Annotated in this window: 15 protein-coding genes; 9 read left to right on the top strand and 6 right to left on the bottom strand. The window is 41.2% G+C overall.

Going from position 1 to position 17,005, the window contains the following annotated elements; translation table 11 throughout:
• The first annotated feature begins 61 nt into the window (after positions 1 to 61).
• Positions 62 to 403: an ArsR/SmtB family transcription factor gene (locus AC1DPZ_RS04595; protein WP_477401562.1), complete on the top strand. Its 342-nt coding sequence runs from the start codon at positions 62 to 64 to the stop codon at positions 401 to 403.
• Positions 384 to 848: an SRPBCC family protein gene (locus tag AC1DPZ_RS04590; RefSeq protein ID WP_477401561.1), complete on the top strand. Its 465-nt coding sequence runs from the start codon at positions 384 to 386 to the stop codon at positions 846 to 848. Before AC1DPZ_RS04595 ends, AC1DPZ_RS04590 begins: the two co-directional genes overlap by 20 nt.
• A 253-nt stretch (positions 849 to 1,101) precedes the next feature.
• Here the strand turns inward: AC1DPZ_RS04590 and AC1DPZ_RS04585 are convergent, their stop codons facing one another.
• Positions 1,102 to 1,662, bottom strand: a complete 561-nt coding sequence (locus tag AC1DPZ_RS04585; RefSeq protein WP_477401560.1) for a hypothetical protein — start codon at positions 1,660 to 1,662, stop codon at positions 1,102 to 1,104.
• Between the two features lie 283 nt (positions 1,663 to 1,945).
• Between AC1DPZ_RS04585 and AC1DPZ_RS04580 the strand changes: the two genes are divergently transcribed.
• The gene (locus AC1DPZ_RS04580) at positions 1,946 to 2,572 is read left to right on the top strand and encodes a hypothetical protein (protein WP_477401559.1); all 627 of its coding nucleotides are present in this window, start codon (positions 1,946 to 1,948) and stop codon (positions 2,570 to 2,572) included.
• 139 nt (positions 2,573 to 2,711) lie between these two features.
• Here the strand turns inward: AC1DPZ_RS04580 and AC1DPZ_RS04575 are convergent, their stop codons facing one another.
• Positions 2,712 to 2,888, bottom strand: coding sequence for a hypothetical protein (locus AC1DPZ_RS04575; protein ID WP_477401558.1), 177 nt, complete (start codon positions 2,886 to 2,888; stop codon positions 2,712 to 2,714).
• Complete coding sequence (locus AC1DPZ_RS04570) at positions 2,857 to 3,882, bottom strand: IS4 family transposase (protein WP_477401557.1); 1,026 nt, start codon at positions 3,880 to 3,882, stop codon at positions 2,857 to 2,859. Before AC1DPZ_RS04570 ends, AC1DPZ_RS04575 begins: the two co-directional genes overlap by 32 nt.
• Between AC1DPZ_RS04570 and AC1DPZ_RS04565 the strand changes: the two genes are divergently transcribed.
• Positions 3,881 to 4,018 carry a hypothetical protein gene (locus AC1DPZ_RS04565; protein WP_477401556.1) on the top strand — a complete coding sequence of 46 codons (138 nt, stop codon included), beginning with the start codon at positions 3,881 to 3,883 and terminating at the stop codon, positions 4,016 to 4,018. The genes AC1DPZ_RS04570 and AC1DPZ_RS04565 overlap by 2 nt on opposite strands.
• Here the strand turns inward: AC1DPZ_RS04565 and AC1DPZ_RS04560 are convergent.
• Positions 4,002 to 4,619: a YdeI/OmpD-associated family protein gene (locus tag AC1DPZ_RS04560; RefSeq protein WP_477401555.1), complete on the bottom strand. Its 618-nt coding sequence runs from the start codon at positions 4,617 to 4,619 to the stop codon at positions 4,002 to 4,004. The genes AC1DPZ_RS04565 and AC1DPZ_RS04560 overlap by 17 nt on opposite strands.
• 469 nt (positions 4,620 to 5,088) lie before the next feature.
• On the opposite strand from AC1DPZ_RS04560, the gene AC1DPZ_RS04555 reads away from it, so the two are divergent.
• From AC1DPZ_RS04555 to AC1DPZ_RS04535, 5 genes are all read left to right on the top strand, one after another.
• Positions 5,089 to 5,421: a hypothetical protein gene (locus AC1DPZ_RS04555; RefSeq protein WP_477401554.1), complete on the top strand. Its 333-nt coding sequence runs from the start codon at positions 5,089 to 5,091 to the stop codon at positions 5,419 to 5,421.
• A gap of 739 nt (positions 5,422 to 6,160) precedes the next feature.
• The gene (locus AC1DPZ_RS04550) at positions 6,161 to 6,742 is read left to right on the top strand and encodes an RNA polymerase sigma factor (protein ID WP_477401553.1); all 582 of its coding nucleotides are present in this window, start codon (positions 6,161 to 6,163) and stop codon (positions 6,740 to 6,742) included.
• 65 nt (positions 6,743 to 6,807) lie between these two features.
• Complete coding sequence (locus tag AC1DPZ_RS04545) at positions 6,808 to 7,884, top strand: FecR family protein (RefSeq protein ID WP_477401551.1); 1,077 nt, start codon at positions 6,808 to 6,810, stop codon at positions 7,882 to 7,884.
• A 132-nt stretch (positions 7,885 to 8,016) separates the two neighbouring features.
• Entirely contained in the window at positions 8,017 to 11,430 is a 3,414-nt protein-coding gene (locus tag AC1DPZ_RS04540; RefSeq protein ID WP_477401550.1) for a TonB-dependent receptor, read from the top strand.
• 26 nt (positions 11,431 to 11,456) lie between these two features.
• A complete protein-coding gene (locus tag AC1DPZ_RS04535; protein WP_477401549.1) occupies positions 11,457 to 12,899 on the top strand; it encodes a RagB/SusD family nutrient uptake outer membrane protein in 1,443 nt (480 codons plus the stop codon).
• Between the two features lie 155 nt (positions 12,900 to 13,054).
• Here the strand turns inward: AC1DPZ_RS04535 and AC1DPZ_RS04530 are convergent, their stop codons facing one another.
• Together AC1DPZ_RS04530 and AC1DPZ_RS04525 are read right to left on the bottom strand one after the other, a co-directional pair.
• Positions 13,055 to 13,942 carry a dienelactone hydrolase family protein gene (locus tag AC1DPZ_RS04530; protein WP_477401548.1) on the bottom strand — a complete coding sequence of 296 codons (888 nt, stop codon included), beginning with the start codon at positions 13,940 to 13,942 and terminating at the stop codon, positions 13,055 to 13,057.
• A 261-nt stretch (positions 13,943 to 14,203) separates the two neighbouring features.
• Positions 14,204 to 16,939 (bottom strand): gliding motility-associated C-terminal domain-containing protein, encoded by a 2,736-nt coding sequence (locus tag AC1DPZ_RS04525; RefSeq protein WP_477401547.1) that lies wholly within the window; start codon positions 16,937 to 16,939, stop codon positions 14,204 to 14,206.
• Positions 16,940 to 17,005: the final 66 nt, after the last annotated feature.

Below are 17,005 nucleotides of genomic sequence, written 5' to 3'. Positions count from 1 at the left end.
AAAAAACAATTTGCGCAAGTAAATACTTGCGCTTATATTTGCAAGTAAGTACTTGCAAATCATGAAAACCAGACGAGACGTTTACCAGGCCATAGCCGACCCTACCCGCAGAGCCATAATTAACATGATTGCTACACAACCGCATAACGTGAACACCATAGCCGCAAACTTTGCCGTTACACGCCAGGCTATCTCGCTGCATATCCAGATCCTGGCCGATTGCGGCCTTATAAATGTGAAGCAGCATGGCCGCGACCGTTTTTGCGAAGCCAGGCTCGATCAGCTCAGTGAGGTATCAACCTGGGTAGATCAGTACCGGCAGCATTGGGAAAGTAAATTAGATAACCTTGAAAAATATGTAGTACAATTAAAAAACGAAAGAGATGGAAAACACAAAAAGTAACACCACCGACCGCGAATTACGCTTAACCCGAACATTGGACGCCCCGGTTGAACTGGTATGGGAGGTATGGACCCAGCCCCAACATATTGCCCAATGGTGGGGACCCAATGGTTTCACCAACACCATTAGTAAAATGGATGTTGAACCCGGAGGCGAATGGGACCTGGTGATGCATGGCCCCGACGGAACCGACTATAAAAACAAAAGCATTTTTAAAGAGATCATCCCGCTCAAAAAAATAGTATATGAACATGTGAGCAGCCCTAAGTTTGTTGCCACTATTGAATTTGAAGCAAAGGGCAGGCAAACACACCTTAGCTGGCATATGCTTTTTGAAACACACGAACAATTTATACAAGTAGTGAAAACGTTTAAAGCCGACGAAGGATTAAAGCAAAATATAGAAAAGCTTAACGAATATGTAAAAGGTGTAAACCAGGGGTAGGCTTTAATTTAGCCTGTGGTTGATGTTGCACCATGTCCGTGGTGTTTTAGCTATAGCCTAAGCCCAATTTAGCGCAGGTCTTGTATGTAGGCTTTTGAGCGATGGCTGACATGTGCTTTACAACATGTTTTGTAAAATAAGTCACAAGTCATCCACCCGCAGGCAGTCTCACAATACTTGCGCCAAGGGGGGCGTTTGCTTCCCGCTTCATTTTTCATCGGCCCGCGTTTCTTCTTTTAAAATATGGGCCAGCTCAGGCTTTTAAGTGATGTTCAATATTCATCAGCAACTTATAAAAGGCATGATATATTTTTCGTAATTCGGCAGGCTTAATAATACCTTCATCAATGTTTAGTTCCAGATAAGCATGTTGTTTGTCATTCTCATTGGTATGGACGTGGATTCCGCAATCAAAACTTTCCAGCGTAGAAAAAACTTTTCGTATATCTGCATCCGCAAAAGCATGCCGAACCTTTGTCTTATCATCAGTTTTAATAATGAGATGTTTATCGAGGCTGGGATAGCCAATCTCCACATCCTCCATGCCAAAAAACTTGCCAACCTGGTCAATAAAACTTTTATCATGTATGGCAAATTTGAAGGTGTTTTTATGCGACAGAACCGCACTCAACTGGGTTAACGCCGAGCCGCTTTCAAAGCCTCCGCCAAGGTCGATGCCAATATATAGTTCGATCTGTATTTTTCCCTGTTTTATTAACACGTTATAATCAAGTGTATCTTCTTGCAGGGTGGCCTCTACACCGGTCCACACTTGCTGTTCAGTATTGCCTGAAATGATCTTTATATTTTTCATAAATTTAATAACGGACCAAACAGGTTTATGTTTAACTAATTGAGCTGTATTCGCTTAGGCTATAGAAAATTCATTGCCTTTTCAAAAAATAGATATGATGGGAACTTGTTTTGGTAATTGAAGATGAAAGGGATATCCCAGAAACTCCAACAAAGGCGAGTTGTCTCAAGACAACTCCAACGAGGGCGGAGGAAAAAAATCCATTATACTGCTTGTGGATCTGTAACAATTTACCAAATGTGGTATCTTTTGTTTGAAGCTTACAAACTTATACACTTCATACATGATAAAAAGACATTCCGTTCTAATTGGTCTAACTATTTCGTTGATTTTACTCGCTATTGCAATCGCCGTTTATCCGGGAGGTACGTATGAAAATCAGAACTCTATTGGTTTCGATTGGACAAGAAATTATATAAGTAATCTGTTTAAAACAACAGCGGTAAATGGTTCTCATAACGCTTCCAGAATTTGGGCTTATTTCGGGATGTTCTTCTACACAATAAGTTGTGCTATCTTCTTTGTCAATATGTCAAAAAAATTACCGGATAGAAATGGAGCAAACATCCTTAAGTATGTGGGTATACTAACGATGCCTTTTACGTTTTTGGTAATTACTCCTTTGCATGATTTGATGCTTACAATCTCCAGCTTTTTGTTCTGGACATGCATAATTGTGATTACGGTATTTATTATGAAAACAAGGCTTCATTTTTTTAAATTCTACAATATTGTTTGCCTGCTTATTTTTTATTATGCCGTATATCTGCATGCCACAAATAACTGGGATTTGTTGCCGGTAATGCAGAAAGTGAATATCGGCAGTTCCATATTATTGATTCTCGGACATGAGTACTTTACCAAAACAATTGATTTCGCCCATATTAAACCAAAAAAACAGAAAGTGTAGGCAGCGGATTGGTTGCCTCCGCCCTTGTTGGCGTTGTCTCCAACCAGCCGATGCCAGTTGATAGCAGAAACATCAATGGTTGATTGAACATTATCCTCCAAAGGTTTTGTTGAAGATAACTCCATAGGTGTTCGGAAGATTATTCCGGAGGACTTTTTAAGAACGTATCTACCTTATTGGGGTCACCACCACACATAAAAACAAAATCTTTCATCAGTGATTTTTCCAAATCATTAACAAACTTTTGTTTCATGATTTTATATCCTTTCAGGCCATTAAGTTCTTTATAGGTGAGTAATAATGTTGCTGCAATCATTGTAACAGTATAGCATTACTTTAATACCATTTTCGCTTCTATTTATAAGATGACTGAAATTTAATTCCTGTTTAAGAAATTTAAAGAATACTTCGATTTCCCATCTATGTTTATATAACATGGTAATATCTGCCGCGTTTAGCTCATTAACATTAGTAACAAAGATTATTTCTTCTCCTGTTTCTCTTTTTATAGCCTCGATACATCGTACAGGGTATTCTGCTCGTACTGGCCCCGCCTTAAATAAATAAACTGAGCTATCACTGATAATATTTAATGTGGCTGTCTGCACTGGTTCTTGTAAGATATTTTCAGTTACAGACTGTTTCTTACTCTTTAAACTAATCCTGGAAATAAAAGGAATATTATTTTTTGTAAAATCATCATATGTCTTCCTTGATGTAATTCCCTTATCAAACACTCTGATCATACCCGCTTCTGTAGGCTTAAAAGCTACAATAGCTTCCTTTAAAGCTATATTTTCACTTGTATAGATCTGTTCAGTAAAAAAGTGTACTGCTACTGGTAAATTAGAAAACCCAATCGTAAACTTTAACTGCCTGAGATATTCAGAGTCTGCCCCTTTAATATTATAACCGACTTTTAACAGTTTGCCCGACAAAGCTACAATTGTCGAATCAAACCTAACTAAAGCGGGTTTAGTATTTGATAACAAACTGGCGTACCTCTCAATACAGATGTTGTAAAGCTTTTCAAAATAAGTAGGTTCAATATTGGAAAGCCTTTCACTAATAGAACTAAAGCGAATGCTATCGCTTTTCCTTTGGGCATTTAATAGCTGGAAGGCCATAGATTCATAAGCAGATTCCATTGTTCTTAAGCTATTGTCCTTATAAGACAAGATACAATGCAATAGCAGCTTGAAAATCAACTCGCCCTGAAGTTTCTTGGCGTATTTGTCAACATTAGTCGACACGGCCAACTCATTAAGCACGTTTTCTGGTATCAAAGAAAGTAGCTGGCTGACTTCCATGCCACAAAATAACCTGATGGATAACTTGTTTGGTAAGCTAAATTATCCACTTATGGGGATAAGTAATAATCTTCCGAACACCTATGGAGACAACTCCAACAAAGGCAAGCCATTTTTGCTCAACACACGTCGTTAGTGGCTTCCTTTTTACTTTTCCAGTTATGATTGGCTTTTATGTTATCTTCTGCCAGCTTTACAGTTTCTTCAAGTCTCTTAGTTCTGGTTACCGGTGTTTTAGCATTTAAAAGCCATTCGAGAATTATCCGTTTAGAAGATGGGGAGAAGTTTGTAAAGTTTTTAAAGGCCTTTTCATTTTTATCAAACAGTATTTGTAAATCACCGGGAATTACTAAATTTTGAACATCCAGTAATGCCAACCAGGTTCCTGTTTCTTTTGCTAAATCAATTAATTTTTGACCGTTTTCGGTCATTAAGCCCTGGGCTGTCATCTTTTCTACCCGTTCTCTGTTTACCTTGCTCCAATTGCTTTTAGGCTTTCGCGGCGTAAAAAACTGGTAGTTGCTTTCACCGTCCCTGTTGTATTTAACGCTGTCGATCCATCCAAAACACAGCGCTTCTTCCACCGCTTCGTTGTGATATATGCTGGGAGTCCCGCTCGATTTGTTGTAAATAATGAGCCAGACAGACTTTTCTGATTGATGATTTTTCTCCAGCCATTTTCTCCAGTCTTTTCTTGTTTTGCCCAAAAAAGCAATTACTCCGTCTTTATATTCCATCGTGTTCATTTTTAAGGTTGCCGCTAATAATCTTACTGTCAATTAACATTGCAATATTATCCGTGAGTGATGACAACCTTATGTCAACAACTTTATCCTTTGAAAAAAATAGTTTTCGCCTTGTAGGCGTTGCCCTGCCGCCACTGTTTGGTGTGGTCAACATAGGTATTCGGAAGTTTATAAAAAGGCGGGGCATGTGCGATTCCTTCCTTGGGGAAGGAGGAGGAAGGGGTTTTGCGAACGACGGGACCGCTGCTAATCAAACGTAAAAGCTTGGTGTAAAAACCCCTCCCTGCACCTCCCGTTGGGAGGGAATCGCACGGGGCCAGTTTCTTTATAAACTTCCGAATACCTGTGGAGACAACAACAAGCCGAAAAGCCCCTTGGTGATAGCCTCTGTATTCTTCCTGGCAGCACTTTGTCGCATTGTTTTGGTAGAAGTAAGATTGTTATACCTATCTTGCAATATATGATGGAGTATATTGCGGTATTTAAAGCCTGGGTGATAGGTTTGGGAGAAAAGCACGAGGTTGATCCTTTAGTTCTCGGCAGTTTATACCTGGTCAGCAAAGTAGGATTTTTTACATTTCTTGGCTGGGTACTAAAGAATTTAAAAGCAAAAAAGGCCATTCTTATTCCCTTACTCTTCGCTTCACTTAGTTTTAGCATGCCCTATCTTTACCTGGTGATCGCTGGTCGCAATATTTCAATTTGGGTGTACCTTTTTATTGGATTGATGTTCATTTATGGTGGATTTTCTATTTGGAAGAAAATTACAACCAAGCCCTATCCGCTTAGCTGATTGTGCTCGTCTGGCAATTAAGGCCAGCAACCACGCGTCATTGCTTCGGTCCTACCCATGGCGTGTTTGGTTTTACACAAACATTCACTTAAACGCTGGCCACGACTCACCCCGGCTACGCTATGCTGGCCGACCCTCTCTCCGGCTTACGCCGCATAGAGGGTGAAGTTCATTTTTTTATCTTTTTGCCCCTCTATGCGCGAAGCGGAGGGCAGACGGGCGTAGCCTCGTCGGGGTGAGTCGACTCGCTGCCATGCGATATACGTCATTCCCACTTCAGAGTCCCAGGATTTTAGCTCGTAATGACGGTCTTCGTTTGGCTCCAGTCTTTGTAACTATCTTTCGCTTGGATCGATAATTCAAATATTACCGACAGTCTGCATATACCCAAGTCAACCGGAAGTACTGCAATGAAAACACCAGCCAACTCCAAATATTTGATTAAGCGAAATTGGCTAATCATTCAGTGTATTTACCATAATATTTTCTTAAAAGAAAAAAAAATTAAGGTGCTTTTTTGAATCTCCCTGTTCCATTAACCGACCAGTTAGTGTAATCAGAAGCTTTTTTTGCAACCTATATATTGATTTACATCTATATAGCACATTAGCTTTCCACAGTTAGGGTAGAGCTTGTTTGTAAATGCCATTAGTTTAATACAATTATTTTATTTTAGTTTGTATCTGCAGGTACTGATCTTGTATCGCAATAAACCTATATTAATTTTAAGCAATCAGAAATGTCGCACAATTTATCTGAATTAACGGATATTGTAAAAGAAATAGCTGTACACGACAGTTATATTGCTTACAAAAAGTTATTTGGATTGCTTTTCCCATCAATAAAACGCTTTTCCTACAGCCTGTTAAAATCGCCCGAGCTGGCCGAAGAAGTAGCATCTGATGTAATGATCACTTTGTGGCGAAAGCGGGATGCTATTACGTCCGTCAATAATATTAAAGTATATGCTTTTGTTATTGCAAAAAATCTTTGCTTAAATGTGTTAAAGAAGAACTCCGGCGGCAGGATAATTTCTTTGGATGATATTTCTGTTAATTTACGAATTGATAATACTACCCCGGAGTGGATACTGATTAATGATGAATTGAGGAGAAGTCTCAATAATGCCATCGACGAATTACCCACTAAGTGTAAAATAATTTTCAGGCTGGTAAAAGAAGATGGCCTGAGTTACAAAGAAGTTTCTGAAATTCTTGATATATCCGTTAAAACAGTTGATGCTCAGCTTGTTATTGCAACCAGGCGCTTGTCTGTCTCTATTAAAAAAGAGTTTAATCTTAGTCCGGTAAAAAAATATTAATTTCTTTTAGGGAGATTTTCTGTTTTCGTTGTCCTTCGGCTTAATAACCAAACATTTCGTTATTGATGGAACAGAAAAGGATCATACAGTTATTAACCAGGAAACTGGCTGGTGAGGCTACCGGCCAGGAACTCCGGGAACTGGATGAACTGCTGGCATTATTCCCCGAGGCCTTATATTACGAAGAGGTATTAAACCAGATTACTTTTAAAAATGAACTTCCGGCAGAAATTGATATAGATGAAACCTTTGCCCTGCACGAGCAAAAATACGGGCATGAGTTTGCTGATCATAAACAGAAAAGTCCGGCCACTTTAAAAAGGAGGCTTATTACGCGCTGGCTGATGGCTGCCTCGTTGATAACGATAAGCAGTTTCGCTTTTTACCTCTTATCTCATAATAAAGAAAGCAACAATATTTCATCCACATCCGATACCGAAATTGTATGCGGTAAGCGCATGCGCAAAAAGATAGTGCTTCCGGATGGTACGAGTGTTTGGCTAAATACCAATAGCAGGCTTCAATATGATGATGCCATGCTGTATAAAGACCGCAGGGAGGTAAGGCTGTACGGCGAGGCCTTTTTTGACGTAGCTAAAGATAAAAAGCATCCTTTTATAATACATACTCAAAAAATAGCCGTCAAAGTTTTAGGTACTGCTTTTAATATCAAAGCCTATCCTGGCGATCCTGTTACCGAGACAACACTCATCAGGGGATTGATAGAACTATCGCTTAACAGCGATCCGCAACGGAAGATATTGCTTCGTGCCAAAGAAAAACTCGCGTTAAACGAAAGCGTGTTAAATGAGCATATTGATAAAAGCGCAGCCCCTCCCATTCATAACCAGCTGGTTATAGAAAACATTGAACCGGTTGAAATATCAAACAAGGATTATATTGAAGAAACCGCGTGGCTGCAAAACAAACTGGTTTTTAAAGATGAATCATTTGAAGAGCTGATACCCAGGTTGGAGAAATGGTATAACGTAACTTTTAAAATCAATAATAAAACCGCCGCCGACTATAGGTTTACCGGCATATTGGAAAACGAAACACTAACCCAGGCATTAACAGAAATGCAAATTATAAGGCCATTTAAATTTAAGATAACCGCCAATGACGTAGTGACCATTAACTAAAAGAGAGAAGAGGATTGCAATAAAAAAGCGGGAAATGCTCGAATATTCCCCGCTGTATTATCGATCCATTAAATCAGCAACAGGATGTTGCTGATAACTAACCGATTGTTTAATTACTAACACCGTAAAATTATGAAAAAAGAAATACTTCATGGTAAAGTATTTTCTGTGCCCCATTACCGAAAATTTTTATTGATGCTTAACTGGACTTTTGTTCTCACCTTTCTGTTTTGTTTGAATGTATCGGCAAACAGTTATTCGCAAAATGTTAAGGTTAGTCTTAACCTCAAAGATGCGTCTCTGCAAAAGGCCATTTATACGCTTGAGCAAAAGGGGAAAACCCGTTTTTTGTATAGCGAACAATTGCTGCCGCAAGACAAGCAAATTACACTTGATGTTAACAATGCGCCCTTGCTTGATGTATTACACCGGATACTTGAAAATACAGGCCTTGATTACCAGACAACCGATAACGGGTTGGTGATTATAGCCCTTAAGGGTTCGGTTATTAAAAACATAGATGTAAAGGGCCGGGTACTTGACGATAAAGGCCTCCCTTTGCCGGGGGTAAATGTAAAAGTGCTTGGTACAAATGGCGGCACGGTAACCAATGGAAATGGCGAATACAATGTATCGGTGCCCGAGGGAGCCTCACTGGTGTTTTCGTATATCGGGTATCTGTCGCAAACGGTAGAAGTTGGCACAAAAACGCAAATCAATGTAGTTTTAAAGGTGGACGAAGCCAGCCAGAAACTGAGCGAAGTAATTGTGGTTGGATATGGAACCCAGCGTAAAAGCGACCTTACAGGATCGGTTGCTTCAATAAGCGGGAAAGATCTGGATAAAACACCGGTACTGGGCGCCGATCAGATGTTACAGGGACGTGTTAGCGGCTTACAGCTTACCCAGTCAGACGGGCAACCAGGCAGCGCTACGTCTATCCGCATCCGGGGTACCAATTCAATAAACTCTGGCAACGAGCCTTTATATGTTGTTGATGGCTTTGCAGGTGTTGGAAACCTGAGCTCTATCAACCCTAATGATATACAATCTATCGAGGTTTTAAAAGATGCTTCGGCAACGGCAATTTATGGTAGCCGCGGCGCCAACGGGGTTATACTTATTACCACAAAAAAGGGAAAAGCCGGGCAGCACGCTATAAATTTTGAATCGTACGCAGGTGTACAGCAAATAGCCCACAAAGTTCCCCTCATGGATGCCACGCAGTTTGGCAAATACCTGAATCAATATTATAGCGAATACAACGCGGCTAACCCAGCCACCGCCAAAGCTTTACCTTATACTGATGACCAGATTGCCGGCTTTGGCAAGGGCACCGACTGGCAGGATGCGCTGTACCGCACTGCGCCTATACAAAATTACCAGCTTAGCTTTAACGGCGGAACCAACGAAGCGCGATACTACCTCAGCTTAAACCATTTTGACCAGGAGGGTATTATGAAAGCCACCGGCTTCAGGCGCGAACTGATCCGTTTAAACCTGGACAGGAATATAGGTAAGAAGATTAAGATGGGCTTTTCTTCGCAAATATCATACAATTTACAGGCGGTGGATCCAAGTATAACAGGGGTAGGATATGGCGCTGCCGGCGGCGCCCTGAGCATGAGCCCTATTGTACCCGTGCGCGATGCAAGCGGAACATATACATTTGCAAATGCGCCGGCTGCGTATGTTGGCACTTATGGAAACCCGGTTGCCGCTCTTGAACTGGCAACAGACCGTATTGCTAATTCGCGCGGACTCATTAATACCTTTGGCGAGTATGAATTTATTCCCGGCTTTAAATTTAAAAGCAGCTTTGGGGTTGATTATAACACTGCCAATGAAAATTCGTACCTGCCTACCACTATTTACATAGGGCAGCAAACCAACGGAACGGCTTATTCATCCAATAATACAAGCTACAGCTGGTTAAATGAAAATACGTTATCCTTCAATAAGCAATTTAACAAAATACATGCAATTGATGCCGTAGCCGGTGTTTCGTTACAGGAGTTTAAAACCAAGGCATTCAGCAGCAGTGCACAGGGCTTTTTTACAGATAATTTGGGTACCGATAACCTGGCTTTAGGAGCCAATGTTTTAACGCCCCAATCCAACAAGTACAGGAATACCATCGCCTCATATTTCGGCCGGGTTAATTACCGGCTGATGGAAAAGTACCTGTTTACTTTCACCATGCGTTCTGATGGGTCTTCCCGTTTTGGTGCAACCAGGAAATGGGGGTATTTCCCGTCCGGCGCATTTGCGTGGAGGGCATCGGAAGAAAAATTTATTAAAAACATAAAACAGATCTCGGACCTGAAGATCAGGGCCAGCTATGGGGTTACCGGTAACCAGGAAATAGGCTCGTACCAATCACTATCTCAATATGCAATTAACAGCTACTCTTTAGGCACGTCTGCAACACGTGTGGTTGGCGTATCGCCAAATAATATTGCCAATTCTAAATTAAGCTGGGAGTCGACAGCTTCATTTGACGTGGGCGCCGATATGGGATTCTTTAATAACCGCATCAGCCTCACTGCCGATTATTATCATAAAACCACCAGCGATCTGCTGCTCAATTTTTCGATACCTCAATCGTCGGGCTTTTCAAGCATTCTGCTTAATGCGGGCAAGGTTGAAAACCACGGCATCGAGTTTTCTTTAACTACAAGAAATATTGAATCGGCAGGTTTCAACTGGTCTACCACCATTACCTATGCCGCAAACCGCAACAAGGTATTGGATATGAACGGCACCAACAACATACTGGTAGGCAGTACCGGCCCATACATTGTAACCAATGGCCTTGCACCTTCCATTTTACGGGTTGGCCAGCCCATAGGGTCTTTCTATGGCTATCATTTTGATGGCATATACCAAACCCCGGCRCAAATTGCCGCAGCAGGTATACCCGGCGTAGTACCCGGCGACGCCATCATTCGCGATGTTGACGGCAATAAGATAATTAACGGCAGCGACCGGGAAATTATCGGGCAGGCAGCTCCAAAGTTTATTTTTAGCATAAACAATACCCTGTCTTACAAAAACTTTGATCTTTCCATCTTTGCCCAGGGGGTACAAGGTAATAAAGTGCTCAACCTTACCAAGTACGCTCACAGCGGCGGAACTACAGCAAACGTTTACACTTATGAGGCCAATGCCTGGAACGGCCCCGGAAGCACCAATACTGTTCCGAGAGTTCTCAGCACATCCATCCGCAACGCCGGTGTGGTAGATAATTACCTGGAAGATGGAAGTTATTTAAGGATACAAACCATATCGCTGGGGTRCAATGTGCCGGTTTCGCCCAAATCACGGGTGTTTAAAACCTCAACGGTATATTTTACGGTACAAAACGTGCATACTTTCACAAAATACACCGGTTATAACCCCGAAATAAACAGCTATGGCGCCCAAAACCTAAATGCAGGTACACAGAACCTGAATCCCGGCAGTCAGAACTTAAATCTTGGGGCCGATGTTAATTCATATCCACCGCCAAGGACCTTTTTATTGGGGGTAAAATTAGGATTTTAAACAAAAACATACTTAATATCATTTATATGAAGATAAGAATTTTAATGGCTGTGGCGATAGTTACGTTCAGCCTTACCTCGTGTAAGAAATTTCTTACCGAACAGCCATATAGCTTTTTAACGCCAACAAATTTTTATAAAAACCAGGGCGATGCGGTTGCGGCTTTAAACGGAGTTTTTAGTACTATGCAACCTCAAACCTTTTATCAGCGTACGGTTTACACCGTTTCTGACAATGCTTCGGATTTGATGTATGCTGCACCCGGCTCTTCAACCGACAGGAACTCGCTAACCAACCATACTTTTGCCGCTGTAAACGGCGAAATTGCCAATTGGTATATCAATGATTACAAAATGATCAAGAATGCCAATGACGTTATTAAATACGTTCCACCGATTTCGATGGACCCTGTTGAAAGGGCAAATATTGTGGGTAATGCCCGCTTTTTGCGTGCTTTAGGCTATTTTAACCTGCTTAACGCTTTTGGACCGGTACCGCTTATTACCGAACCTGTTACGGCTTCCTCCCCCGATCTGTATCCCAAAAAGGCTTCAGTTGCAGCTCTTTATGATCAAATTGTATCTGATCTTCAATATGCGGAAGCCAATTGTTATGCCGAGAAAAATATCGTGGCCGGCAATAAGGGAAGGGTATCTTCGGGCGCAGCTTCTGCGCTGCTGGCAAAGGTATTGTTAACACGCGCCAAATCAGCTGCAGCAAAGGCTACCGATAGCCAGGACGCGCTAACAGAATGTAATAAAGTAATTGATGACGGCGGCTCATATAGCTTGCTTAGCAATTATGCCAGTATATTCAGCTCGGATAATAAATATAACAAAGAGATAGTTTTTGCCGTACGCTTTGGCACAGCGCCCAACGTTGGCAATATTATATTACGTATGTTTTATCCCGCTGTATTAGGTGGGTACGGTTCATTTTTTGCTCAGAATAACTTTTTCAATAATGGCTTTCCCGACGGTAACCGGGATGTGCGTAAAACCTATAGCATATCTAACCAGGCTGTTGATAACAAGGGTGTAACCCAAACCGTAACTCCCTTTATTTATAAATTCAGGGATAGCCAGTGGAAGCAGGATAATAATTCAAGAAGCGATTGGTTTGTATTACGTTTGGCTGAGGTTTACCTGCTGCAATCCGAAGCCATGAATAATATTAACCCTGCGGATCTTAACAAATTTAACGGAATAAATATAGTGAGGGCAAGGGCAGGTTTATCATTGCCGACAGATCAGTTGAACATTACCAACACACCTACTCCGGATGCGTTTATAGACGCTTTACTGGCCGAACGGGCACGCGAACTTTGCGGAGAAGGACAACGCCGCTGGGACCTTTTACGTTTGGGACGCCTGAAAGCTGCTATGGCCGTTGTTGGTGTCACCGTGGATGATAGTCACTTATTATTCCCGATACCTCAATCTGAACAGGATGCCAACCCTAATTTGTAACAGTAAAAGCTACAATTTACATTGCCGAAATTAAATTCCATGTAATACAAAGCTTGACTGTTTTCAGTCAGGAAGTTTGTATCGGAGAATAAATATGGCATAAAGCTCAAAATAACAGAGGCTGATCATGTCAGCCTCTGTTATTTTGATTAATACTATTTTAAATGCTCGCTGAAAAAATCAATAGTGCGTTTCCAGGCAAGTTCTGCAGCGGCTTTGTCATAACGGGGTGTTGTATCGTTATGGAACCCATGGTTTACGTTTTCGTAAATAAAAGCCTGGTAGCTTTTGCCGTTCTCCTTTAAAGCAGCTTCGTAGGGAGGCCAGCCCGCCGTAATCCTGGTATCCAGCGATGCATAGTGCAGCATCAGGGGAGCTTTAATTTTAGGCACGTCTGCTACAGCAGGCTGACTACCGTAAAAAGGTACCGCTGCCGCCAGTCCCGGTATGCGAACGGCCATCATATTGGCTATGCCGCCGCCAAAGCAAAATCCTACAACACCTACCTTACCGTTACAGTCTTTATGATTTTTAAGATAATTGTATGCAGCTATAAAATCTTCCTCCATTTCGCCTTTGTCTCTTTTACTTTGCAGGGTACGTCCCTCGTCGTCATTACCGGGGTAACCGCCAAGGGGCGTTAAGGCATCAGGAGCAAGCGAAATAAATCCTGCCAGGGCGGCTCTTCTGGCCACATCTTCAATGTAAGGGTTTAAACCCCGGTTTTCATGAACCACAATGATGCCCCCAAGTTTTTTGTTAGCATTTATAGGTTTTGATAGCAATCCTTTGATAGTTCCGCCACCTTTTGGCGAGGAATAATTGATGTATTCTGATTTTAAGCGGGGATCGTCCGGCTTAATTTGCACGTTCCCTTTGTAATCTGGCATCAGGAAACTCATTAGCGCGGGTACAGTTAACCCACCAACTGCATAAAGAGATAGCTTTTCTAAAAACACACGCCGGTTAAGGCGGTTGTGTGCATAGTCATCATACAGGTCAAACACTTCCTGGCTGATGTCTTCTTTGTTGATCTGGCTCATAGTTAAAGGTTTTATTCAAATGTAATGATTCACGGCAACCGCTTGTTAACCAAACTGTAACAGTATCGCTACGTGTAATGTTTCAGCTTATGATTGGTGTTTGCACTCTTCGGTGATGTTCTTTTTCTTAAACTGGAAGTGCTGCGGTGAAAACACCTGTAATGAAAACATCAGCCTGCGGCTGAAATTTTCAAGCTGAAATTTACAGTTTTTATGGGTAGTCTTAAGCCCGTCTGTGGTACTTTTTTTTAATGTATTTCCTTACCTGATCAACGTAACTGTTCCGTTTTGACGCGAGCTTTTACCATCGGGCATGTTATAAATGGCAAGCCAATAATATACCCCAAAAGGCGCCGGGTTACCTTTATAAGTACCATCCCAGCCCTGGTAAATACTTGATGATTGAAACATTTGATTACCCCAACGATTATATATCATCAGTTTAAAATTGAGCGGGTTGCTTTCCTGGTTAGGTCTAAAAGTATCGTTTGTACCATCGCCATTAGGGGTAAATGCGTTGGGGAAAACTACCGGCTCGCATTTATCCTGCGTTATATCAATGTCAATTTCATCTAAAATACAACCCTGCTGGCTAAGTATTGTAAAATGATTAGGTCCCGGGGTTAAACCTTTTATGGTTTGATCAATTGGAAATACATCATTACCGTGTTTCACTTTTGCAGCACCATTTCCATTTATGCTAAACTTAATTTCGCCAAGTAATGTGCAAACTGAGGCTTTAACCTTATAAATCAGGGCAGGTTTATCTAATGTAAAATCGGGAACTATTACCTGCTGCTCTTTATGGTCGCCGCCTGATGAATTGATTATTAACGTGTAGGGACCCGGTATCAGAAAATCAAATATCCCTGTATTGTTACTCACATTATTTAGCGTATAGGTGTAAATGTCAGGATGAAGCTGGGTAACTACTTTTACACTGGCCTGGCCGTAAGCGGTACATTCGGCCTGCACTTGTACCTCATTTATGGTTATAAGCGGGCAATTATCCTGTAGCAGGGTATAATCCTTTTCGTCGGCTATGCAACCATTTTTATTTAGAATAGTAAAATGATAGCTGCCTGCGGTTAAGTTGGTAAATGTATGATCAAAGGTAAAAACCTGGCCATTATACTTTATGCTATAAGTAGCGTTGGCCAAACCAGCATCAAGTTTAATGCTGCCCTTAGCATCGCATAAAGGATTGGTTTTGGTAATTGTTATAACCGGATTGCTTAATGTAAAATCGGGAACTATTACCTGCTGTTCTTTATGGTCGCCTCCTGATGAATTGATTATTAATGTGTAGGTACCCGGTGTAAGAAAATTAAATATCCCCGTATTATTACTCACATTATTTAAGGTGTAAGTATAAGTATCGGGATGAGCCAGGGTAATTACTTTTACACTTACCTGCCTGTACACGTTACATTCAGCCTGCGTTTGCACATCCTTAATGGTTATTGGCGGGCAATTCTCCTGCTGCAGGTTGTAATCCTTTTCGTCGGCTATGCAACCATTTTTATTTAGAATAGTAAAATGATAGTTGCCTGCGGTTAAGCCGGTAAATGTATGATCAAAGGGAAAAACCTGGCCATTGTACTTTATGCTATAGGTTGCGTTGGCCAAACCAGCATCAAGTTTAATGCTGCCTTTAGCATCGCATATAGGGTTGATTTTGGTAATTGTTATAACCGGATTGTTAATTGAATAATCAGGCACTACAATATCCATACTTGTTGCTTCAGCCAGCCGGTCCGATTCTACAATTACGGTATAGTTTCCCGGATTTAGATTATTAAAAACACCGGTTGCATTAGTTATACCATTTAAAGTATAAGTATAATTGTCTGTGTGAGCTGGGGCTATCACTTTTACACTGCCCCGATTGTAAACATCACACTCTTGCTGTATCAGTTTATCAAGGTTTGGTATTGGCGGGCAATTATCCTGTAGCAGGGTGTAATCTTTTTCGTCGGTTATGCAACCATTTTGATTCAATATGGTAAAATGATAATTGCCGGCTATTAAGTCGGTAAAAGTGTGGTCAAAGCTGAAAATTTGATTATTATACTTAATACTATGTGTTGCGTTTGCAGTACCTGCATCAAGTTTAATACTTCCCTTATTTGAGCAAATGGGATTAGTTTTAGTAAAGGTTATAGCCGGATTACCAATAGCATAATCAGGCACTGTCAAACTAACCTGGTTTGGGGGCTCTGTACCATCTGATGAAATAGTTACCGTATAATTGCCCGGATTAAGATTATCAAAAATGCCGGATTTGTTACTTTGCCCGGTATTTAGCTTATATGTGTAATGACCGGTGTGCGGTTTGGTAACAACTTCTGCACGCCCTTTATTAAATACATTACACTCCTGACTGGTGCTTACATGATCGATCTCGATATACTTCACAGTACCTGCTTCTGCATTACTTGCGGCATCCAGGGTTTGATATGGTAAAACACCGACAACGCCCTTGATAACCCTGTTTTGCATATCAAGCTCATAAATCTGTCTTACAGGATATTCGGAAAAAGCATATGCCTTGGCAACTCCATTTACAGATGCTACTGTTAAACTATAAATGGTTTCATTAGGTATGGGTATATACAGTGTGCTCCGGGTAACATCTGCTAAGTCGATCCTGGCTATACCCTCGCCTGCAGCCATATATAATTCATTGTTATAAAACACCAGATCTCCCTGTGCGGTGTAAGGCATAGTCCCTATAAAAATTGACGTTCCATTAGTCGGGTTAAATGAATATAACTGGTTACCTGCCGCATAGTATAATATGCCCTGCTTATCAATTGTAAGTGCATTGCCAAAATTGCCGGCTCCCAAAAAAGTACAATTGGTAATGGCAGGTGAGTTACCTCCCGTAATATCACCAACAAACATCGCATTACCGTTACTGTAATATATTTTATTGCCTAATATGGCTACAGAAAAAAAATTATCGGCTCCGCATCCTTCAACTAATTCAGACACTGGCCCTTGGGGTGTTAAGGTAACGCGTTGAAGCCGCAAAGGCTGACTGTATGCTGCTATGTAAAA

It is taken from the genome of Mucilaginibacter sp. P4_G9 (assembly GCF_056400985.1).
The sequence above is the reverse complement of the archived record's forward strand: the minus strand, read 5'-3'. Positions and strand labels throughout refer to the sequence as shown.

Excerpts from the sequence above, each read along its gene's own strand:
- AC1DPZ_RS04595 (WP_477401562.1), top strand. The coding sequence starts at position 62 with ATGAAAACCAGACGAGACGTTTACCAGGCCATAGCCGACCCTACCCGC.
- AC1DPZ_RS04590 (WP_477401561.1), top strand. The coding sequence starts at position 384 with ATGGAAAACACAAAAAGTAACACCACCGACCGCGAATTACGCTTAACC.
- AC1DPZ_RS04585 (WP_477401560.1), bottom strand. The coding sequence starts at position 1,662 with ATGAAAAATATAAAGATCATTTCAGGCAATACTGAACAGCAAGTGTGG.
- AC1DPZ_RS04580 (WP_477401559.1), top strand. The coding sequence starts at position 1,946 with ATGATAAAAAGACATTCCGTTCTAATTGGTCTAACTATTTCGTTGATT.
- AC1DPZ_RS04575 (WP_477401558.1), bottom strand. The coding sequence starts at position 2,888 with ATGATTGCAGCAACATTATTACTCACCTATAAAGAACTTAATGGCCTG.
- AC1DPZ_RS04565 (WP_477401556.1), top strand. The coding sequence starts at position 3,881 with ATGCCACAAAATAACCTGATGGATAACTTGTTTGGTAAGCTAAATTAT.
- AC1DPZ_RS04570 (WP_477401557.1), bottom strand. The coding sequence starts at position 3,882 with ATGGAAGTCAGCCAGCTACTTTCTTTGATACCAGAAAACGTGCTTAAT.
- AC1DPZ_RS04560 (WP_477401555.1), bottom strand. The coding sequence starts at position 4,619 with ATGGAATATAAAGACGGAGTAATTGCTTTTTTGGGCAAAACAAGAAAA.
- AC1DPZ_RS04555 (WP_477401554.1), top strand. The coding sequence starts at position 5,089 with ATGATGGAGTATATTGCGGTATTTAAAGCCTGGGTGATAGGTTTGGGA.
- AC1DPZ_RS04550 (WP_477401553.1), top strand. The coding sequence starts at position 6,161 with ATGTCGCACAATTTATCTGAATTAACGGATATTGTAAAAGAAATAGCT.
- AC1DPZ_RS04545 (WP_477401551.1), top strand. The coding sequence starts at position 6,808 with ATGGAACAGAAAAGGATCATACAGTTATTAACCAGGAAACTGGCTGGT.
- AC1DPZ_RS04535 (WP_477401549.1), top strand. The coding sequence starts at position 11,457 with ATGAAGATAAGAATTTTAATGGCTGTGGCGATAGTTACGTTCAGCCTT.
- AC1DPZ_RS04530 (WP_477401548.1), bottom strand. The coding sequence starts at position 13,942 with ATGAGCCAGATCAACAAAGAAGACATCAGCCAGGAAGTGTTTGACCTG.